This is a genomic window from Streptosporangium sp. NPDC020072, from assembly GCF_040631445.1.
In the GTDB taxonomy this organism is placed as follows: Bacteria; Actinomycetota; Actinomycetes; order Streptosporangiales; family Streptosporangiaceae; genus Streptosporangium.
In genome coordinates this window covers 16039-31531 of the sequence record NZ_JBEYAB010000027.1, presented here as the reverse complement: position 1 = coordinate 31531, position 15493 = coordinate 16039, and the positions used below count along the sequence as shown (strand labels likewise).

Genomic DNA, 15493 nt, shown 5'->3' with positions numbered 1-15493 from the left:
CCCACCTCGGACCCGATAGGACAGCAATGGTTGACGTCGATCGTTCACAGAGACCCACCCCCCAGGGCGGAACCCTGCGGCCGGGCATCATGGGCGTCTCCGCCCTGGTCTTCCTGGTCATGGCGTTCCAGGCGCCGCTGACCGCCGTCGCGGGCAACATGCCCTTCATCGTCGGGCTGGGGAACGGGGCCGGGGCGCCGCTCGCCTTCGTCGTCTCCGGGGTCGTCCTGACGCTGTTCGCGGTGCCGTTCGTCGCGATGAGCCACCGGATCACGAACACGGGCGCCTTCTACTCCTACATCTCGGCGGGCCTCGGCAGACCGGCGGGCGTCGCCGCAGGCTGGCTCGCGGTGTGCGCCTACAACGTCATCATGCTCGTCCCGATCGCCTACGCCGGATATTTCGGCAATCAGGTCTTCCGTGATGAGCTCTCGATCGACGTGCCGTGGACGGTGATCAGCGCCGCCATCCTGATCTTCGCGTGGCTGGTGGGCATCCGCGGCATCGAGCTGAACACCGTGATCATGGGCTGTCTCCTCTGCCTTGAGGTCGGCATCCTGGTCCTCGTGGTGGCCGGGGCGCTCCTGGACCCGTCGGCCGACAAGACCCTCGCCGTCTCGGACGCCTTCTCCGGGAACATCGGGGTGGCGTTCACCTTCGCCCTGCTGAGCTTCGTGGGCTTCGAGGCCACCGCCGTGTTCGGCGAGGAGGCCCGCGACCCCGGACGCACCGTCGGGAAGGCGACGTACGCCGCGGTCTGGACCATCGCGATCCTCTACGCGCTGGTCGCCTGGGCGGTCATCGCGGTCTACCCGCGCGGGGACGTCGCGGGTACGGCCATGGACTCACCGGGCACCTTCCTGAGCGGCGCGGCGGTGCGGCTGCTGGGGCCGTGGTCCGAGCACGTGATCAACTGGCTCCTGCTGGCCAGCCTGGTGGCCGTGTCGATGGCGGTGCACAACATGGCCTCGCGCTACCTGTTCGCGTTCGGCCGCGACGGGCTGCTCCCCCGGGCCCTGGGCCGTACGCACCGCAGGTACCAGACCCCGCACCTGGCCTCGACCGTGCAGATGCTGCTCATGGCGGGCGTGATCGTGGTCTGTCTCGTCACCGGCACCGACCCCTACCTCAAGCTGGGCGCGGTCGCGGGAGCGTTCGCGACCATGGCGATCGTGGCGCTGATGGCGACGACCTGCGCCGCCGCCGTGCTGTTCCTCCGCAGGACCGGCGTGTCGGTCTGGGTACGGCTGGCCGCACCCGTGATCGCCCTGGTCGCGCTGCTGACCGCCCTGTGGCTCATCTGGTCCAACTTCGGCCTGCTGGCCGGTGAGACCGTCCTGGCCGACGTCCTGAAGTGGAGCGTCATCCCGCTGGCGGCGGGGGGATTCCTCCACGGCCTGCTGACCACCCGTACGGCCGGGGCCACCGCGCCGGCCGGGCACCCCTGAGTCCCTGGAGACGTGATGTCGATCAAGTTCCCCCCGGCCCGGATCGGAGCCGCCGCGCTCGCGATCGCCGCGGGCCTCGCGCTCGCCGCGTGCTCGGCCCCCCTGCCCGGCGGCACGGAGTCCGCGACGGAGTCCACGAAGGCGGACGGACCGGTCAAGCTCGGCCTGCTCGCCCCCCTCACCGGCGCGTCCGCCGCCGACGGCAAGCTCATGCGGCAGGGCGCAGAACTGGCCCTCAGGGAGCTCAACGCCGCCGGAGGGGTCGCAGGACGTGAGATCACCCTTGAGGCGGCCGACGTCAAGGACCTCAAGTCCGACGCCGTCGCCTCCGCCGTCTCCCGGCTCACCGCCGACGGCGAGGTCGGCGCCGTCATCACCGGCTACGCCAGCACCACGAACTTCGAGATCGACCTGCTCGCCGAGGCCGGCGTGCCGTACCTCATCGGCGGCGGGAGCACGCAGACCGCGGAGATCATCACCAAGGACCCCGGCAGGTATCCGGGGGTCTGGTCCACCGCCCCCCACTTCGAGGCGTACAAGACCGACCTGCCGGAACGGCTTGAGGCGTGGAGCCGGGATGGCACGTTCCAGCCCCGCACCAGGACCGTCTACATCATCTCCAGCGACAACCCCTACTCCAACGACATCTCCGACGGCCTGGTGAGGAACTTCACGGCCAAGGGGTGGAAGGTCGTCGGGCCCGACGTCGTCCCGTACGGAGAGGTCAACGACTGGACCCCGCAGATCGGCAAGATCCACGCCGCCGACCCGTCGGTCATCGTCAACCTCGACTACCTGACCGCCAACGCCGTCAAGTTCCTGACCCAGTTCCGCGACAACCCGACCGACTCGCTGCTGTTCTCCCAGTACGCGCCGAGCGTGCCCGAGTTCAAGAAGCTCGCGGGCAGGGGCGCCGACGGCGTGCTGTACAACCTCCCCGTCGGCGCCGTCGTCTCCGACAGGTACGCGCCGGGCCGTGACTTCGTGAAGAAGTTCAACGACGCCTACGGCACCGACCCCGGCCTGTACGGCGTCATGGGATACGAGCAGGTCAGGCTCTGGGCGAAGGCCGCCGAATCCGTCGGCGACCCGCTCGACAGGGCGGCGGTCGGCAAGGCCGTCGGCGGCGTCGAGATGCGCGAAACGGCGATGGGCACCATCCGGTTCGACCAGGCCACCCACCTCGCGGTCGCCGACGACACCGACGGCCTTCCGCTGCAGTTCTTCCAGATCCAGGACGGCCGCGACGTCCTGCTCGGCCCGGCCAAGTACGCCGACGGCACGTTCGAACTGCCCGACTGGTTCAGGTGAGCGTCCCCCATGACCGTGACGACCGACCAACGAGTGCTGCTGCGCGTCCGGCGGGCCTGCCGGACGTTCGGAAACTACCGGGCCGTGCACGACGTCACCTTCGACCTCACCGAAGGCGAGACACTCGGCATCGCCGGGCCGAACGGCGCGGGTAAGAGCACGCTGTTCAACCTGATCACCGGGGTGCCGTTCAACGCCTCAAGCGGCCGGATCGAGTACGACGGACGGCGCATCGAACGACTCCCCGCGCACCGGATCGCCCGCCTCGGCCTGCGCCGTACCTTCCAGGCCGACCAGGTCTTCCCGGAACTGACGGCCTTCGAGAACGTCCGCCTCGCGGCGCACTACCTCAACGGCCGCCGCGACGCCCGCTCGGCGGCGTTCCACGCGCTCGAACGGGTCGGGCTCCTGCCCAGCGCCCACCTGCGAGGCGGTGACCTGTCCGTCCTGGCCAAGAAGAAACTGATGATCGCCGGCGCCCTGGCCGGGGAGCCGAAGGTCCTCATGCTGGACGAGCCCGCCGGAGGCCTCGACACCGACGACCAGGACGACCTCGCCACCCTGGTCGAGACCCTGAACGCCGACGGGACGACGTTCGTCATCATCGAACACGTCCTGAGCCTGCTGCGGCGGGTGGCGGACCGGATGATCGTCATGGTCGCCGGCGAGATCCTCGTCGTGGGCGGCCCCGACGAGGTGCTGTCCGACCCCCGCGTCATCGACGCCTACCTCGGGGAGTCGAACCGATGAGCACGGACGTCACCCGGCTCTCGGTGCGCGAGGTGACCGCCGGGTACGGCAGGGCCCAGGTCGTCAACGGCATCTCCCTGTCGGTCGGCCGTGGCGAGGCCCTGGCTCTCCTGGGGCCGAACGGGCACGGCAAGACGACGCTCCTGCGCGCGATCACCGGGCTGGCCCCGCTGACGGCGGGCACCGTGGAACTCGACGGCGAACGGATCGACCGGCTCGCCACCCCGGCGATCGTCGAACGGGGCCTCATGCACGTGCCCCAGGGGAGCACGCTGTTCCCGCGGCTCACCGTCGACGAGAGCCTGAACCTCGCCGGCCGGCTCCGACGGGCCAGGCCGGTCAGGGACGCCAACCTCGACCTGGTCCTCGGCCTGTTCCCCAAACTCGCAGAACGCCGCGGCCAGCCCGTCGGCGCGATGTCCGGCGGAGAGCGGCAGATGCTCGCGATCGCGATGGGCATCATGGCCAACCCGAGCGTCCTCATCCTCGACGAGCCGACGCTCGGCCTCGCCCCCAAGGTGCGGCACGAGATCCTGCGGACCCTCCTCGACGTCCGCGCGAGCGGGCTCTCCCTTCTCGTCGCGGACGGTGACGTCGACTTCCTCTTCGGCCTCGCGGACACCTGGCAGGTCGTCGAACTCGGCCGGACCGTCGGGCACGGCACAACGGACCAGAAGCCGACCCAGGAGCAGATGATGGCCATGTTCGTCGGCGGCGAGCCCGGCCGAGGGGGCGGCCATGCTTGACGGACTGATCCCGGTCCTCGTCTCGACGCTCCTGCTCGGGTCGATGTACTCGCTGCTCACCGCGGGGATGTCGCTGATCTGGTCGACGCTGCAGGTGTTCAACTACGCCCACGGCGCCATGCTGATCATCGGCGGATACCTCATCTGGACACTGTCGTCGGAGGCCGGGCTCCCCCTGCCGCTCGCCGTCGTCGTCGCGACCGTCGTCATGGCGGGCCTCGGCGCGCTCGTCGAACTGGTCGTGGTCCGGCCGCTCGCGTCACGCCCCGACGGAACGCTGATGGTGATGGTCGCCACGCTGGCCCTCGCCGGTCTCGCCGAGGGCGCCGCCCAGCTCATCTGGGGGCCGGAGAACAAGCAGGTGCGGCCGGTGACCACCGCGACGTTCGACATCGCCGGTGTCGCGGTCCGCTGGACCACCGTCCTGGCGTTCCTCCTCGCCGTCGGCCTCGTCGGCGGCCTCATGCTCGCGGTGAACCGTACCGGGTGGGGCGCGAGCATCCGCGCCGTCGCGCAGAACCGCGACATGGCGATGCTGCTCGGTATCAAACCCGGCCGGGTCTACCTGTCGGTCTTCGCGGCCTCGGCGGCGCTCGCCACGGCGGGGGCCCTGGTGTTCGCGACCACCACCACGCTGACCCCGGCCAAGGGCAGCGGTCCCCTGCTCATCGCCTTCGTCGTCCTGGTCTTCGGAGGTACGGCCACGCTCATGGGCACCCTGATCGGCGCCTACGCGATCGGGTTCGTCGAGGCCTCGACGAGCTACTGGATCGGCCTGCAGTGGAGCCCGGTGGCCGTCTTCGCGCTGCTGGTCGTCGTGATGCTCGTCCGCCCCGAGGGACTTGTCAGGAGAGGCGCATGACGAAGTACGTTCCCTCCCGCCTCGTCCGCTGGGCCGGGTATCTCGCCGTCGCCTTCGTGATCCCGTACGTCTTCGTCGCCCCGTCGAGCCGGTTGCTCGTCTCCACCGCGCTCATCTACGCACTGCTTGCGGCCGGCTGGAACCTGACCCTGGGGTTCGGCGGGATCTTCAACTTCGCCCACGCCGGGATGTTCGGGATCGGCGGCTACGCCATGGCGATCGCGACGCTCAGATGGCAGTGGGACTCGCTCCCCGCCCTGGCCTTCGCCGTACTGGTCGGGGCGATCGTCGGCGGGCTGACCTACCTGCCCGTCATCCGGATGCGGGGCATCTACATCGCCCTCATCACCTTCGTGTTCGTCCAGATCAGCTACCACCTGGTCCTGGCGCTTCCCGACCTCACCGGCGGCTCCAACGGGCTGCCCGGCGTCCCGGCCATCACGATCGCCGGGCAGAACCTCGCGCGGTTCGGCGGGCTCGGCTACCTCTGGCTGCTCGGGGCCGCCGTCGCCGCCATGCTGATCGTCCTCGAACTCATCATGGCGAGCCCGTTCGGCCACAGCCTCGTGGCGCTGCGCGACAACGAGCAGCTCGCGCGGAGCAGGGGGATCAACCGGATCCGCCAGCAGTTCATCGCCTTCGTGATCTCCGGTGCGATGGCCGGTCTCACCGGCGCGCTGTACGTCGCGTACTTCAGGGTCGCCGACGTCGGCCTCTTCGGCTTCGGGCTCGTGACGCTGGGGCTGAGCATGATCTTCCTCGGCGGCACCAGGCAGATCTGGGGGCCGGTCCTCGGGGCCGTCGTCGTCACCCTGGCCGACCACCGGCTCACCGGTCTCGACGCCTGGAGACCCGTCGTCTTCGCCGCCGGGACCATCGCCGTCCTCATCTTCGCGCCGGGCGGCATCAGCGCCGCGCTCACCCGGGGCGCCTCCGTCTTGCACGAACGTCTCACGAACTCCGGCCGCCGGGAGACCGGCGGCCCGAGCCAGAATCCCGACAGGAGTGTGGAACATGTCTGAGATCCGCCGTGACGTGAAGAAGGCCGTACTGGACGCCGTGGACGAACTCGCGCCGCGCCTGGTGCGATCGGTCTCCGACGCCGTCGCGATCCCGTCGGTCAACCCGAAGTACCCCGGACAGGACTACGACAAGATCGTCGGTGCCGAGTCGGACGTCAGCGCCCTCATCGCCGACCTCTACCGCGAGGCGGGCGCCGAGACCGAACTGGTCGCAGAGGAGGCCAGGCGCGACAACGCCTGCGGCCGGGTTCGCGGGGCGGGCGGCGGGAGGTCGCTCATCCTCAACGGGCACGTCGACGTCGTCCCCGCGCTCCAGCCGGACCTGTGGGACGCGCCGGCGTTCTCCGGGCAGGTCACCGACACCGCCGTCCTCGGACGCGGCGCGACCGACATGAAGGGCGGAACCGTCGCGGCCGCGTACGCGGCACTCGCGCTCGCCAGGGCCGGTGTCACGCTCAAGGGCGACCTCGTCCTCCACGCCGTGGTCGGCGAGGAGGTGGGCGACCACCAGGCGGGGACCACCGCCGCCCTCAACGCCGGGTACACCGGGGACGCCGTCCTGCTCTGCGAGCCGACCAACCCGACCGACGGGCTGCCCAGCCTCGTCTCCAGCACCCCCGGGCTGCTGTGGTTCTCCATCACCATCGTCGGCAGAACCGCCCATCCGGGATGGCGCGGCTCGACCGTCCACCCGACCCTCGACGGTGAGCGCCTGGGCGTCAACACCGTCGACAAGTACTGGGTGATCTACCACGCGCTGCGCGAGTTGGAGAACACCTGGGCGCTGCGCGACCGGCACCCGCTCTTCACCCCGGGGCACTTCAGCCTCCTGCCCGGCGTCCTGAAGGCCAACCCCGTGGGAATCGACGTCCCCTTCCTGCTCGCCGACACCCTCACCGTGGACTACTGCGTGCTCCACCACCCCGACCGCGGCAACGACGAGGTCAGGGCGGAGATCGAGGAGACCGTACGGCTCGCCTGCGCCAACGATCCCTGGCTGCGCGAGCACCGGCCCGAGTTCGCGTGGAAGCTCGACTGGCCGCCGTACACCACCCCGGGCGGCCACGGACTTGAGGCGGCGGTGAGCGACGCCCACGTCGAGGCGCTCGGCGGCGTCGAGTACGCGGCTCCGCCGAAACGCGAAGGGTTCTTCGGCGTGTGCGACATCACCTGGACCGCGGCCCAGGGCATCGACGGCGTCATCTACGGCCCCGGCGCCGCGAAGACGGCACACGCGGAGAACGAGTACGTGCCCATCCACCAGTTGGTCGCCGCGGCGAAGACCTACGCGCTGACCGCGCTGGACTTCTGCGGGATCGCCGACGACCGAAGCGCCTGACAGACCAGGCTCGAAATCACGCCCTCCCCGATGGAAAGGACATTTTCGGTGACAGACATCAGCACGCGGGCTCGCGAGATCCTCGAACGCCTCGGCGTGGCGGACCCCTTCGACGAGGACGGAGAACTGGTCGCCCGTTCGCCCATCGACGGCGGCGTGATCGGCCGGTTGCGTGCCCACACACCGCAGGAGGCCGAGGCCGCGATCGGGCGGGCGCGGGAGGCGTTCGAGCTGTGGCGTACGGTTCCGGCCCCGGTGCGCGGGCGCCTGGTGCGTGAGCTGGGCGAACTGCTGCGCGAGCGTAAACACGACCTCGGGGAACTCGTCACGATCGAGGCGGGGAAGATCGTGTCCGAGGGGCTGGGCGAGGTCCAGGAGATGATCGACATCTGCGACCTCGCGGTCGGCCTGTCCCGTCAGTTGCACGGGCTGACGATCGCGACCGAGCGCCCCGGGCACCGGATGATGGAGCAGTGGCACCCGCTCGGGGTGGTCGGCGTCATCTCGGCGTTCAACTTCCCGGTCGCCGTGTGGTCGTGGAACAGCGCGCTGGCCTTCGTGTGCGGGGACGCGGTGGTGTGGAAGCCGTCGGAGAAGACGCTGCTCACCGCACTGGCGTGTCAGGCGCTGATCGAGGAGGCCGCCCGGCGGGCCGGCGCGCCTGACGGCCTCTCGCAGGTACTGCTCGGCGACCGCGAGATCGGTGAGACCCTCGTCAGGGACCCCCGGGTCCCGCTCGTCTCGGCCACCGGTTCGACCCGGATGGGCAAGGAGGTCGCCCCGCTCGTGGCCGCCAGGCTGGGCCGTACCCTGCTGGAGCTCGGCGGCAACAACGCGGCGATCGTCGCCCCCTCGGCCGACCTCGACCTCACCGTGCGCGGCATCGTGTTCTCGGCCGTCGGCACCGCCGGGCAACGCTGTACGTCGCTGCGGCGGATCATCGTGCACGAGTCGATCCGGGCCGAGCTCCTGGTACGGCTCAAGGCGGCCTACGAGACGTTGCCGATCGGCTCCCCGCTGGAGCCGTCCACGCTCGTCGGACCGCTGATCGACGAGGCAACCACGGACGCCTTCCTGCTGGCGGTCAAGCGGGCGCAGGCCGACGGCGGGACGCTGGTCACCGGAGGCACCCGTGCCGGGGGCGTCGGAGGAGGCGGGCAGTACGTGCGTCCGGCGATCGTCGACATGCCCGAACAGACCGAGATCGTGCGGGAGGAGACGTTCGCCCCGATCCTGTACGTGCTCGGCTACCGCGACCTCGACGAGGCCGTCGCCCTGCACAACGCGGTGCCCCAGGGGCTGTCGTCGTCGATCTTCACCCTCGACGTGCGGGAGGCCGAGACGTTCATGTCGGCGGCCGGGTCGGACTGCGGCATCGCGAACGTCAACATCGGCCCGTCCGGCGCCGAGATCGGCGGGGCGTTCGGCGGCGAGAAGGACACCGGCGGCGGACGCGAGTCGGGTTCCGACGCGTGGCGCTCCTACATGCGACGCGCCACCAACACGATCAACTACTCCACCGAACTGCCGCTCGCCCAGGGCGTCGAATTCGGCTGAGACCAGGAGGAACGATGAACACGGTGACCCCAACCGAGCTGCGGACCCGCTTCGCGTCGAGCCTGTCGGCGCTCTACGGCCGGGAGGTCCCGGCGTACACCACGCTGGTCGAGGTGTCGCAGGAGGTGAACGCCGACGTGATCGCCTCCTCGGGCGCGGAGGCCGAACGCCTCGGCTCGATCGAACGGGTGACCGCCGAACGGCACGGCGCGATCCGGGTCGGAAGTCCGTCGGAGATCGGGCAGGTGGCCCGGATCTTCGGTGCCTGCGGCATGTACCCGGTCGGCTTCTACGACCTCCGCGAGGCGAACCCGCCGATCCCCGTGGTGTCGACGGCGTTCCGGCCGGTCGATCGCGCGGAGCTGGCGCGAAACCCGTTCCGGATCTTCACATCCGTGCTCGTGGCCGACGATCGCCGGTTCTTCGACCGCCGGACGGAGGCTGAGCTGCGGGAGTTCCTGGACGCGAGGACCCTGTTCCCCGACGAGCTGCTCTCGCTGGCGGATCGCATGGAGAGCCGGGGAAGTCTGTCCGCCGCCGACGCCGACCGGTTCCTGTCGCTGGCGACGGCGGCGTTCGAGCTGTCGCCGGAGCCGGTCGACCGGGTCTGGTACCGGCGGCTTGAGGAGATCTCCGGCGTCGCCGCCGACATCGGGGGCGTCCCCTCGACCCACATCAACCACCTGACCCCCCGCGTGCTGGACATCGACGCGCTCTACGAGCGGATGAGCGAACGCGGCATCGAGATGATCGACCGGATCCAGGGCCCGCCGCGTACGGCCCCGGGGCAGCCGGACGTCCTGCTGCGGCAGACGTCCTTCCGCGCCCTGTCAGAGCCGCGCCGGTTCCGCGAGGCGGACGGCGGCGTCACCGAGGGCGCCCTGCGTGTACGGTTCGGCGAGGTCGAACAGCGCGGCGTCGCGCTCACCCCGGCGGGCCGCGAACTCTACGACGCGCACGGGATCGGAGCCCTCCCCGACACGGAAACGGCCCTGCACGAGGCCGGCCTCGCCTATTACGTCCGCGATGAGGAGGGCGGGCTCTCCCCGATCGTCTACGAGGACTTCCTGCCCCGATCGGCCGCGGGGATCTTCGCCTCCAACCTCACCGGCGAGGGCCGGTCCGACGCGTCCCAGCGCGCGTCCGTACGGGACGCCTCCTGGCTACGGGACGCCCTCGGCCGGGAACTGCACGACCCCTACGCCCTGTACGAGGCGGAGCGGGCGGCGGGAGGAGTGAACCGGTGAGTCGGTAGGCGGCGGCCATGGCAGCCGATGCCGTACCGCCGGACGATCGAGGTGAGGGTTGGATCAGCCCGGGGTCGCGGCGTCGGCGTCCAACCGCCGCCCGATCTCCGCGGCCGGGAACGGCGTCCGCTTGCTCTCGGTGAACAGACGACGGAAGAAGGAGTCCAGGACGACGGTAGGACGTGCGTGCCGGTCGATGATGGCCGTGATCTCGGGCGGGATGTCGTCAGGCCGCCGGCCTGCGATCCAGTCGCGCAGGAAGACCTCACGTTCCGCGTCACCGCGCACGCCGTCGAGCAGGTGGTACCGGAGCAGGTGACTCGCGGTGTAGCAGTGGTCGTACGCGAGATGGTCCGAGAGGAAGCCGGACTCGTCCGCCGAAAGGTCGAAGCGGGAGCTCAGAGCAAGTCCGAAGTCGGCGAAGTAGAGCCGGCGGCCATCGGTCAGGATGTTGGCGAAGTGGGCGTCGAAGTGGACGAGCCCGCGAGAGCTCATGAAGGCGGCTCCGCTCGTCAGAGCTTCCTCGACCCAGCGGAAGGGCGAGCCGCCCCCGCCGTCCAGCACGGTGGTTTCGCGGTGGTCGGCCAGCCATCCGGCGAGTGTGTACGGCACGTGCTCCAGGAAGAGCACCAGGCTGTACGAGGACCGGCCGATGGCCTCCAGCCGGTCGCGAACGGCGGGTGATCCCTCCCAGTGCGCGACGGCCCCCTCCAGACCCCCGAACTCGTCGGTGAATCCTTCGGGAGGAGAGTCAGGCAGAACCCGCCAGTGGTACATCAGGGGGAAGCCCGCGTACTCGTCGCCGAGAACCCAGTTCGTGGTCATGGTGTGCACGGCAAGCTCCCGCCAGGCACCGAACCCGGCCGAGCCCACCCCGTACTGGTAGAACATCGGCAGTTCGAAGACGTTCGCCGTGGACCGCACGTTCTCCGGGCGCAATTCGGTGTCCGTCAAAGGGATCCGCTTGACGAAGACGCGCGTTCCGCCGACGTCCAGCTCTGCCGACCTGCCGCCGATGCCCGACCCGATCGGGGCGGCGGCCGCCACGACCTCCCCGAGCCGGCGGTCGCTCAGCAGGGACAGTTGAGTGCTCACGGTCCCGTAGCCGGTCAGACGCGCGGCGCGCGGCGAATCCTGGTCCAGCATCGACGGCTCCTCGGTGCCCGAACCAGGGCATCGGCGATCCCACATACGGCGTCGACCTTACGCCGAAAGAGCCGGCCGCTCTCATGGACGGCCCTTTCTCGGAGCAGGGCCAGGAGCAGCGGGCGGAAGCGGTCAGGAGCACCATCGTCGCGGTCGACTACTTCGTGCTGACGGGCGGCGACGAGGGCACCGATCCCGACGAGGACGAACCGCGTCAGCGCTTCGAGCGGTCTTGTGGTCATATGTGTGAGCCAGTCCAGATTCGGCGCTGTCTCGGGTTCGGCAGACGGCCTGACCCGGTCCAGGAGTTCCGGGGTCAGTTCCGGCTCTATCGTCAGGGCGGCACAGCTCAGACGCCCGTTCGCGTACCCGGCCTGCCCGGGCCTGCCGACTCCCAGGTATACGCGACCTTCCGGCAGCCGGATCAGCAGGTGGACCGGCCCCATCTCCGGGCGTGGGGCCCGGTTCCATCCGGAGGAGTTCGGGGATGTCCGAACAGGCGGACGCCGACGTCGTCGACGAACGGTCCGTGAAGGTGGAACCGGCGGCTGTTCCATACGCCGCTCACGTCGAGCCCGTCCCGCGGATCCGCGATGACCACGGTTGCGGCGTCGCCGAGCAGGACGGAGACGCCGCCGGTCTGACAGTCGACGACGTTGTCGCCGGCCAGGCGTACAGCTGCCCCTCGGTGAGGAACCCATTCGGATTCAGGGGCACGCGACGGACCCTGCCCCTGTCGCGGATCGGCTCTCTGACGAGATCAGCGTGGGGACACCCCGCGCGCGCTCGGCGGACCAGCCGCGAATCAGGTCGGCGAGGCTGCGACGGTGGAGCGGCGGCCGTCCGGACCGAGGAACGGCGTCGTCACAGCAGGAAGCCCAGGCGCTCATCCGCCATGCCTGGTGCGATCTCGATGATCTCCGCGCCGACGACGTTCCCGGCCACGAACGGGTCGTCGTTCACCCGCTTCTCCAGTTCCTCAAGCGAGGTGCCGTGCGCCAGGACCGCGCCGCCGAGACCGGGCTTGATACTGCCGACCAGCAGGAACACGCCGTCGTCCAAGCCACGCCTGATCCACTCCTGGTGGCCGCTCATGTGCGTGCCTGCGGCATCCTTGTTCTCGGCGAAGCGAAGCAGGACCACGAACATCAGATAGCTCTCATTTCCTGTAGGTGCTCAGCCAGTCGCGCATCCGGTCGACTTCGCGCCGGACGAATTCCTCGTCGCGGAAGGTGTGGGACAACACGGCGACGCCTTGGCTGAAGGCGAGCACGTGCATGGCCAGGTCGTCGGCCTGCTCGCCGTACCCCAGGAGCGTGAACTGCTCGCGCAGCCAGTCACGGAACAGTGTGAACAGTCCGCGGGCCTGACCGTGCAGGGTGTGTCCGAGCTTGGCGAGTTCGGTGTTCAAGGTGCCCACCGGGCAGCCGTACTGCTGAATGTCGGTGCCGTTGGTCAGCACGATCTCGACGAACTGCAGGATGCGGCCGTCGGGGGTGGGCTGCTGGCTCTCCCACTGTTCCAGCATGTGCCGGGTGCCGGCGAGCCGGGCCTCGATCACGGCGTCCAAGATCGCGTCCTTGGACTTGAAGTGGTAGTAGAAGTTGCCGCGCGACAGGCCGACCGCTGCGGCGATGTCGGCGAACGAGGTGTGCTCGTAGCCGCGGTGGTAGAACAGCCGGTCCGCGGCATCGACGATCTGTTCACGGGTCGCCGCACCACTCATCGGTTCTCCTTCGGCCACGTCTCTGCTAGGACGTTTGACCTGGCGAACCCTAGGTCACTTGTCCTAGGGCCGTCAAGCCGACCTCCGGCATCGCCGTCACCCCCCCCCGAGCCGCCAGTGCGCCGGGGGTTGACATCTCTAGGACAACCGACCTAGCGTGACCGCCTCGTAGGACAATTGTCCTAGATCGTGAGCGTAACGGAGACCCCATGCCCGCCGACCTGTTCGAATCCTTTTCGCTGGGCGACCTCACCCTGGCCAACCGGATGGTGATGGCGCCGATGACCCGCAACCGAGCCGACAGGGCAGGACGGGTTCCGCCGATGATGGTCACCTACTACCGGCAACGCGCCACCGCCGGGCTGGTCATCACCGAGTCCCCCACAGTCTCGCCGCAGGCCGTGGGCTACCCCTGCACCCCCGGAATCCACACCGATGACCAGGCGGCAAGCTGGCGACGGCTGACCGACGAGATCCACGAACAGGGCGCGCGCGTCTTTGTCCAGCTGCAGCACTGCGGCCGGATCTCACACCCGAGCCTGCTGGACGGCGCCACACCGACAGCCCCCTCCGCGCTGCGTCCCACCGGCCAGGCCGTCACCTACGCGGGCCCGCAGGACTTCGTCGTGCCGCGCGAACTCGCGGCCGATGAGATTCCCGGAGTCGTCGCGCAGTTCAGGAACGCGGCCGAACAGGCGAAGCAGGCGGGCTTCGACGGCGTCGAGGTGCACGGCGGCAACGGATATCTCATCGACCAGTTCCTGCGCGACGGCGCCAACCACCGCACCGACCGCTACGGTGGCGGCACCGAGGGCCGCATGCGCCTGCTGAACGAGGTCCTGGACGCGGTGTGCGCCGTGTGGCCGGCGCGGCGCGTGGGCGTGCGCCTCACCCCGGAGAACAGCTTCAACTCGATGTCGGACACCGATCCGCAGACCCACTTCGAGGACTACCTCCGCCGCTTGAGCCCACGCGGCCTGGCCTACGCGCACATCCTTGAGGGCGACATGATGGCCAAGACCCGCACTCTTGACTACGGCGCCCTGCGCGCCGCCTTCACCGGCGCGTACATCGCCAACAATGGCTACGACCTCGCTCGCGCCCAGGAGGCGGTGCGCACCGGCGGCGCGGACCTCATCGCCTTCGGCACGCCCTTCATCGCCAACCCGGACCTGGTCCGCCGCTACCAGGACAACCTGCCCCTGACCCCGGCCGACCCCGCCACGTTCTACGCCGGCGGCCGGCGCGGCTACACCGACTACGGGACGTGGTCGAGCCGGAGCTGAACAGCGCGGATTCCCCGGCCGGCGCCATCAAGGCAGCGGCGTCTGTCCTCCTGCGGTACCGAGACAGTGCGTCCGACATGGCCGACCATCAGGAGCCGCCCAAGAGCCACTTCCCCGCACGGCCGTCAGATGAGCGCCTGGACCGTGTAGAGGCAGGCCAGGGCGACGGCCAAGGCTCCCAGCAGCAGCCGCAGCCCGGTTTCCGGCAGACGGGGCTGCAGGTGGGCGCCGAGGTAGCCGCCGACCAGCCCGCCCAAGCCGCACAGAAGACCCAGCGCCCAGTCCGGTGCGATGTCGCCAGGGGCGGTCAGCGCCAGGACGGTGTAGGTGAGCGCGCCGGCGATCGAGGTGAGGAACGTCGAGGCCAGCGCGGCGGGGGCGACCGTGGCGACCGGTAGGCCACGCCCGACCAGGATCGGCCCAAGGAGCGATCCTCCGCCGATGCCGTACATCCCGCCGACGGCCCCAACGGCCAGTGCGAGCGCGGTGACGGCGCCCGGCGAGGGGTCGTCCGGCGTGTTGCGGCGGCGGAGGGGGCGTACGGCGCGCACGCACAGCCACAGGCCCAGCGGGAAGAGCAGGCATGCGACCAGAAGACGGAACACCTGAGCGCCGGGCAGCAGGAAAACCCGCACGAGCGCGCCGATGACGACGCCGGGCAGGGTGCCGAGCACCAGCAGGCGGGTCAGCGGGCCGCCCAGACGACCACGCCTGCGGTAACGCAGCAACGCGCCGGGGACGGCCACGATGTTGAACAGCAGGTTGGTGGGCGTCACCGCCGGGTTCGGCACCTGCAGCACGCTGAGCTGGACCGGGAGCAGGAACACCGCCCCCGAAACCCCGACGGGGGTGGTCACCACCGCGATCAGCAAGCCCGCGGTGAACCCGAGCAGACCCTGCCACCAGCTCATGGGCTCACCGCTTCTGCTCTGTCTCAAAGGTCCGTTCACAGGATGACATGGCGGACAGATGATGGCTCGCCGGCCTTCACCGCCCGCCAGGGGTCCACTGCTGGGCGGCCGGCGCGGTGGGAGGTGGCGACCCCTGTTCACC

14 protein-coding genes are annotated in these 15493 nt (G+C 70.0%); 10 read left to right on the top strand and 4 right to left on the bottom strand.

What is annotated here, in order from left to right; all coding sequences use genetic code 11:
• Positions 1–26: 26 nt before the first annotated feature.
• Genes ABZ470_RS40780 through ABZ470_RS40740 form a run of 9 tightly spaced genes read left to right on the top strand, consistent with a single transcriptional unit; the run spans position 27 to position 10282 of the window.
• On the top strand, positions 27–1448 hold the full coding sequence (locus ABZ470_RS40780) for an APC family permease (RefSeq protein ID WP_362918497.1): 1422 nt from the start codon (positions 27–29) through the stop codon (positions 1446–1448).
• 15 nt (positions 1449–1463) lie between these two features.
• Entirely contained in the window at positions 1464–2759 is a 1296-nt protein-coding gene (locus tag ABZ470_RS40775; RefSeq protein ID WP_362918495.1) for an ABC transporter substrate-binding protein, read from the top strand.
• Between the two features lie 9 nt (positions 2760–2768).
• Complete coding sequence (locus ABZ470_RS40770) at positions 2769–3509, top strand: ABC transporter ATP-binding protein (RefSeq protein WP_362918493.1); 741 nt, start codon at positions 2769–2771, stop codon at positions 3507–3509.
• Positions 3506–4255: an ABC transporter ATP-binding protein gene (locus tag ABZ470_RS40765; RefSeq protein WP_362918491.1), complete on the top strand. Its 750-nt coding sequence runs from the start codon at positions 3506–3508 to the stop codon at positions 4253–4255. Before ABZ470_RS40770 ends, ABZ470_RS40765 begins: the two co-directional genes overlap by 4 nt.
• The gene (locus ABZ470_RS40760) at positions 4248–5117 is read left to right on the top strand and encodes a branched-chain amino acid ABC transporter permease (protein WP_362918489.1); all 870 of its coding nucleotides are present in this window, start codon (positions 4248–4250) and stop codon (positions 5115–5117) included. The genes ABZ470_RS40765 and ABZ470_RS40760 overlap by 8 nt, the downstream gene beginning before the upstream one ends.
• Complete coding sequence (locus tag ABZ470_RS40755) at positions 5114–6139, top strand: branched-chain amino acid ABC transporter permease (protein ID WP_362918487.1); 1026 nt, start codon at positions 5114–5116, stop codon at positions 6137–6139. The genes ABZ470_RS40760 and ABZ470_RS40755 overlap by 4 nt, the downstream gene beginning before the upstream one ends.
• The gene (locus ABZ470_RS40750; RefSeq protein ID WP_362918485.1) at positions 6132–7478 is read left to right on the top strand and encodes a M20/M25/M40 family metallo-hydrolase; all 1347 of its coding nucleotides are present in this window, start codon (positions 6132–6134) and stop codon (positions 7476–7478) included. The genes ABZ470_RS40755 and ABZ470_RS40750 overlap by 8 nt, the downstream gene beginning before the upstream one ends.
• A 30-nt stretch (positions 7479–7508) precedes the next feature.
• Positions 7509–9035 (top strand): aldehyde dehydrogenase family protein, encoded by a 1527-nt coding sequence (locus ABZ470_RS40745; protein ID WP_362918483.1) that lies wholly within the window; start codon positions 7509–7511, stop codon positions 9033–9035.
• Between the two features lie 14 nt (positions 9036–9049).
• The gene (locus tag ABZ470_RS40740) at positions 9050–10282 is read left to right on the top strand and encodes a VOC family protein (RefSeq protein ID WP_362918481.1); all 1233 of its coding nucleotides are present in this window, start codon (positions 9050–9052) and stop codon (positions 10280–10282) included.
• Positions 10283–10345: 63 nt separating this feature from the next.
• On the opposite strand, the gene ABZ470_RS40735 is transcribed toward ABZ470_RS40740, so the two are convergent.
• The 3 genes from ABZ470_RS40735 to ABZ470_RS40725 form a co-directional block, all read right to left on the bottom strand.
• Positions 10346–11428, bottom strand: coding sequence for a protein kinase family protein (locus ABZ470_RS40735; protein WP_362918479.1), 1083 nt, complete (start codon positions 11426–11428; stop codon positions 10346–10348).
• Between the two features lie 864 nt (positions 11429–12292).
• Positions 12293–12577: a hypothetical protein gene (locus tag ABZ470_RS40730; RefSeq protein WP_362918478.1), complete on the bottom strand. Its 285-nt coding sequence runs from the start codon at positions 12575–12577 to the stop codon at positions 12293–12295.
• A 10-nt stretch (positions 12578–12587) separates the two neighbouring features.
• Positions 12588–13154, bottom strand: coding sequence for a TetR/AcrR family transcriptional regulator (locus ABZ470_RS40725; RefSeq protein ID WP_352012107.1), 567 nt, complete (start codon positions 13152–13154; stop codon positions 12588–12590).
• Positions 13155–13363: 209 nt separating this feature from the next.
• Between ABZ470_RS40725 and ABZ470_RS40720 the strand changes: the two genes are divergently transcribed.
• Positions 13364–14440 carry an alkene reductase gene (locus ABZ470_RS40720; protein WP_362918475.1) on the top strand — a complete coding sequence of 359 codons (1077 nt, stop codon included), beginning with the start codon at positions 13364–13366 and terminating at the stop codon, positions 14438–14440.
• A gap of 125 nt (positions 14441–14565) precedes the next feature.
• Here ABZ470_RS40720 and ABZ470_RS40715 read toward each other — a convergent pair whose 3' ends face one another.
• The gene (locus ABZ470_RS40715) at positions 14566–15351 is read right to left on the bottom strand and encodes a sulfite exporter TauE/SafE family protein (RefSeq protein WP_362918473.1); all 786 of its coding nucleotides are present in this window, start codon (positions 15349–15351) and stop codon (positions 14566–14568) included.
• Positions 15352–15493 lie beyond the last annotated feature (142 nt).

What these genes read in the sequence shown, in the direction of transcription:
- ABZ470_RS40780 (WP_362918497.1), top strand. Translation starts at nt 27, where the DNA reads ATGGTTGACGTCGATCGTTCACAGAGACCCACCCCCCAGGGCGGAACC.
- ABZ470_RS40775 (WP_362918495.1), top strand. Translation starts at nt 1,464, where the DNA reads ATGTCGATCAAGTTCCCCCCGGCCCGGATCGGAGCCGCCGCGCTCGCG.
- ABZ470_RS40770 (WP_362918493.1), top strand. Translation starts at nt 2,769, where the DNA reads ATGACCGTGACGACCGACCAACGAGTGCTGCTGCGCGTCCGGCGGGCC.
- ABZ470_RS40765 (WP_362918491.1), top strand. Translation starts at nt 3,506, where the DNA reads ATGAGCACGGACGTCACCCGGCTCTCGGTGCGCGAGGTGACCGCCGGG.
- ABZ470_RS40760 (WP_362918489.1), top strand. Translation starts at nt 4,248, where the DNA reads ATGCTTGACGGACTGATCCCGGTCCTCGTCTCGACGCTCCTGCTCGGG.
- ABZ470_RS40755 (WP_362918487.1), top strand. Translation starts at nt 5,114, where the DNA reads ATGACGAAGTACGTTCCCTCCCGCCTCGTCCGCTGGGCCGGGTATCTC.
- ABZ470_RS40750 (WP_362918485.1), top strand. Translation starts at nt 6,132, where the DNA reads ATGTCTGAGATCCGCCGTGACGTGAAGAAGGCCGTACTGGACGCCGTG.
- ABZ470_RS40745 (WP_362918483.1), top strand. Translation starts at nt 7,509, where the DNA reads ATGGAAAGGACATTTTCGGTGACAGACATCAGCACGCGGGCTCGCGAG.
- ABZ470_RS40740 (WP_362918481.1), top strand. Translation starts at nt 9,050, where the DNA reads ATGAACACGGTGACCCCAACCGAGCTGCGGACCCGCTTCGCGTCGAGC.
- ABZ470_RS40735 (WP_362918479.1), bottom strand. Translation starts at nt 11,428, where the DNA reads ATGCTGGACCAGGATTCGCCGCGCGCCGCGCGTCTGACCGGCTACGGG.
- ABZ470_RS40730 (WP_362918478.1), bottom strand. Translation starts at nt 12,577, where the DNA reads ATGTTCGTGGTCCTGCTTCGCTTCGCCGAGAACAAGGATGCCGCAGGC.
- ABZ470_RS40725 (WP_352012107.1), bottom strand. Translation starts at nt 13,154, where the DNA reads ATGAGTGGTGCGGCGACCCGTGAACAGATCGTCGATGCCGCGGACCGG.
- ABZ470_RS40720 (WP_362918475.1), top strand. Translation starts at nt 13,364, where the DNA reads ATGCCCGCCGACCTGTTCGAATCCTTTTCGCTGGGCGACCTCACCCTG.
- ABZ470_RS40715 (WP_362918473.1), bottom strand. Translation starts at nt 15,351, where the DNA reads ATGAGCTGGTGGCAGGGTCTGCTCGGGTTCACCGCGGGCTTGCTGATC.